The 3,585-nt window shown below is 48.9% G+C and carries 2 protein-coding genes; one reads left to right on the top strand and one right to left on the bottom strand.

What is annotated here, in order from left to right; all coding sequences use genetic code 11:
* Nucleotides 1-3,022: hypothetical protein (locus KBS54_07020; GenBank protein ID MBQ0055872.1), on the bottom strand; the 3,022-nt coding region annotated here is incomplete at its 3' end.
* A 353-nt stretch (nt 3,023-3,375) separates the two neighbouring features.
* Between KBS54_07020 and KBS54_07015 the strand changes: the two genes are divergently transcribed.
* The coding region (locus KBS54_07015) for a hypothetical protein (protein ID MBQ0055871.1) at nt 3,376-3,585 on the top strand (210 nt) is incomplete at its 3' end.

Genomic DNA, 3,585 nt, shown 5'->3' with positions numbered 1-3,585 from the left:
CCGCTTTTACGTTGGCAATTTCTTTTCCGTTGGCGTTTATTCCGGCTGTTGTTATGTAGTCGTGTCCGTCTATTGTCAGAGTGTCGGGTCTTAACGCCGCGTAGATTTTTTCGTCTGTCGCTGTTGTCTGGTAGCCGAGCGTTACGTGGTCTGTTGTCATTTCGGAGAATTTTCCGTAGTTGGAGTGTTCTTCGTCTCCGATTTCCGTCATAGATATTCCGTCTTCGTCAACCCATACGTAGCCGTTGCCGGTGTTGAAGTTCGCGCTTCGCAGGTTTATTTCGTCCAGCAACCCTACAGCTATTTTGTCTTTCCCGTCTTCAACCACATGCTTGAAGGCTATGTTCGCTCCGTTTGTAATCGGTGAGCCTCCGTCTCCTGTTATGGTTATTGTGGAGGATAAGCCTTCAAGGCTTATTCCGTCAAGCTGTTTTGCAGCTCCGGTGTATTCGTCTTTGGTTGTCAGCGTGAGATATTTTTTGTTGTTTTCGCCTGTCGTTATTGTTCCGCTGGTCACCATAGTGTTGTGCAGCTGCGCAACATCCATTGTGCTGCTGTCGGCTTTGTGCGCCTTTACCGCTCCGCCTGTGCTTGTGAAGCTTGTTATAGTCCCTGTCCCTATTGCATGCTTCATCTGTCCGTAGTTCACTGCGTCGGTGTCGTTTTCTCCGGCTTTGACGTTGACGATTTTTCTTTCACCGCCGGCGTAGCCTACGGATATTGTGTTGTTTTCCGTTGCTTCGGAGTTTGCACCGAGTGCCACGGAATTGCTCGCGCCGATTGACGCGTCTTTTCCCAAAGCCATGGTATCGTCCATCACGAATAACGTCTGGTCGGTGGTGAAGCTTCCGCCGTTTGAGAAGGATATTTTGTCTGCGGTTAAGGTGCCGCCTTTGACAAAGCTTTTGCCGTCAGTAAATTCAACCTTGTCCGCCGTTACTCTGCCTTCTGTTACAACGCTGCTGAGCTTCAGCGCGTTTCCCGTTACGCTTCCCGTTCCGCCGAGTTTGTCCGTTACGGTCAGGCTGCCCGTCAGGCTGTTCGCGTTCAGCAGGTTCAGGTTTCCAATCGTTATTGCTCCGCCTGCCGTTATTCCGTCAAGCGTCAGGGCGTTGCCCGTTATGCTTCCCGTTCCCGAAAGTGCTTCCGTTACGGTCAGATTTCCCGTCAGACTGTTTGCGTTCAGCAGTTCCAGTTTTTCTGCCGTTATTGTTCCGGTTGCCTCTGCTCCGTCAAGTGTCAGGGCGTTGCCCGTTACGCTTCCCGTTCCCGAAAGTTCTTCCGTTACTGTCAGGCTACCCGTCAGGCTGCTCGCGTTCTGCAGTTTTAGTTTTTCCGTCGTTATTGTTCCGTCTGCCGTTACTCCGGCAAGGGTCAGAGAATCTCCAGTTACGTTTCCCGTTCCTGAAAGCTCTTCCGTTACGGTCAGGCTGCCTGTCAGATTGTTTGCGTTCTGCAGTTTCAGTTTTTCTGCCGTTATTGTTCCGTCTATCGCTGTTCCGTCAAGCGTGAGAGTATTGCCTGTTACGCTTCCCGTTCCGCCGAGTTTGTCCGTTATCGTAAAATCGTTCAGCAGCTTTGCTTCCGCATTGTCAAGATGAAGCTCCGCCGCGCTTGCGCCCGCTTCGGCGGCTATGTTTGCCCCGCCCGCGCCTACGTTTATTTTCGTGTCGTACGCGGCGTTTTCAAAGCCGAGTTGGAAGCCGCCGCCGAGGTTAGCGGTAAGTCCTTCTGCTGCGTGCGATGCCGCGAGCGTGCCGTAGTTCGTGTAGGTGTTGCTGAGCGTAAAGCTGCCGGCGTTTTTCATGGCTGTTGCCGCGTCTTTATCTTCGTTGATTTTTTCCGCAAAGAGGTACAGATTGTACGTGCCGTTGGCAAGGTTTGAGGTGTCAACGATAAGACCTGTTTCCGCCGTGTTTGCCGAAAGCTTTGCGTAGTTGACGTAGGCTTCGCTGTTACCGCTGCCTGTTGAAACGAGAGCTGCTACGTGGTCATGAGCGGTTGTTGTTTCAAAGCCGCTGTAGTCAACTTCAAGCTGTTTGCCTGTTACAAGCGGTCTGGTGAGGTCTATAACCTTGTCCGTTCCTATGCGGCTGTCAAGCGTTTCTGCAACCTCCGTTGTCGTTCCGCTTGCGGAAACAGAGTCGGGCGTCGTGAACGCCAGCGTTTCTTTTGTATATTTTGTAAGAGCTGTCGAGGGGTCTGTTTTGGGAAGCGAGAACCCTCCGCCTACCGTTACCGAATCCTTGCCGCCTTCGGCAGTTTTGAATAGAATCGTGTCAAAGATTGGGGATGCCAAATTGATTTGCAAAGCGGGACGCACACCCCGAATTTCACTTCTTGTGTTTTCCCCCTCTTGAAACATGTAGCCCAGGTCGCTGACGTAAGCAACCCAGTTATTTTTACCGGGCGTACGAAGCCACCAGCCCAACTTAGCCGCAAGTATATTTTTATGTGACCCGTCATGTCCATATCCCGCGTCTTGAACCGCCTGAGCTTCATTTACTGAAAGTATGTAGAGCAGGTCGTTATAGTCACTCATTTTGGCAAAGCCCGGATTGATATCTCCCGTGTAGTAGCTGGACCCTGTTTCTGTCATGTTATGCTTTACTATGTAGTTCTTTCCCTCTGCGGTGCCGTTTGCTTCCGCCCACGTCACATCTGCTCCGCTGTATTTTTTCATTTCTGCTTCGTAGCCGTTGACTGTTTTGCGGAGATCGGAGTATGAGTATAACTTGGAGTTCCACTCAACAGCCAGGTCCCTGAATTTATAATACTGTAATTTTCCGCTGCCGTCGGATTTTGCCAAGTCCATTACATTTGACGTAATTATGTAACCGTACGTGCTGTCTTTATTGTACAGCGTCCAGTTGTAACCGGCGAAGTTTGTGGTGTCGCCGATGTTCTGAAAGCTGTAGCCTTTGGCTATTCCATTTCCCGTTGCCGCCGCCACCGGCGAAACCGAAGCGAAAATGAACGATAAGAGGATTAAGACTGCCGCAAGTTTTCTGTGATTTTTCATTTTCTCTGCCTCCTGAGTTTTTTTGTTTATATTCGCTGCAAAATCTATGTTTGTCTAAAATCTTGTTGTCACGGGGCAAAAAAGGCCTTCCCCCTTGCAGACCGCTTCTGAACAGTAATTATCACCCCCCCCCCTGACATTTGTCAAGTGTTTTAGAGATTTTTTTCCAATTTTTTGATTTTTAAGTATTTTTACTGATTTTTCAGTAAGTATTTTTGCTTACCCTGCGAAAATTTTATAACACCCCCTATTCTTTAAGGGGTATTCTCAAGAGGCAAAAAACAACTCTCGGGCAAAAAAATTAATGAATAATGCAAAATGAACCAATAATAATGAATAATGCAAAATGAATAATGAAGAATTTTAAAGGCGCACCTCGCACCTCGCACCTCGCACTTCGCATTACCTTTAAGGGCGCATTCAGCACTTACACAATTTCTTCTTCTGCGTGCTATAATATTCTCAGTTGCCGGTTTGTTCAAAAGACGGCGGACGGTTATGCCCTCAAGCCCAACAGCAAGGGGGTGGTGCTTATGACGACAAGTGAATTTCTTGGAATAATA

The sequence above is a fragment of the Candidatus Equadaptatus faecalis genome, from assembly GCA_018065065.1.
Taxonomy (GTDB): domain Bacteria; phylum Synergistota; class Synergistia; order Synergistales; family Synergistaceae; genus Equadaptatus; species Equadaptatus faecalis.
Note: the sequence above shows the minus strand (reverse complement) of the source record. Positions and strands in the feature narration are given on the sequence as shown.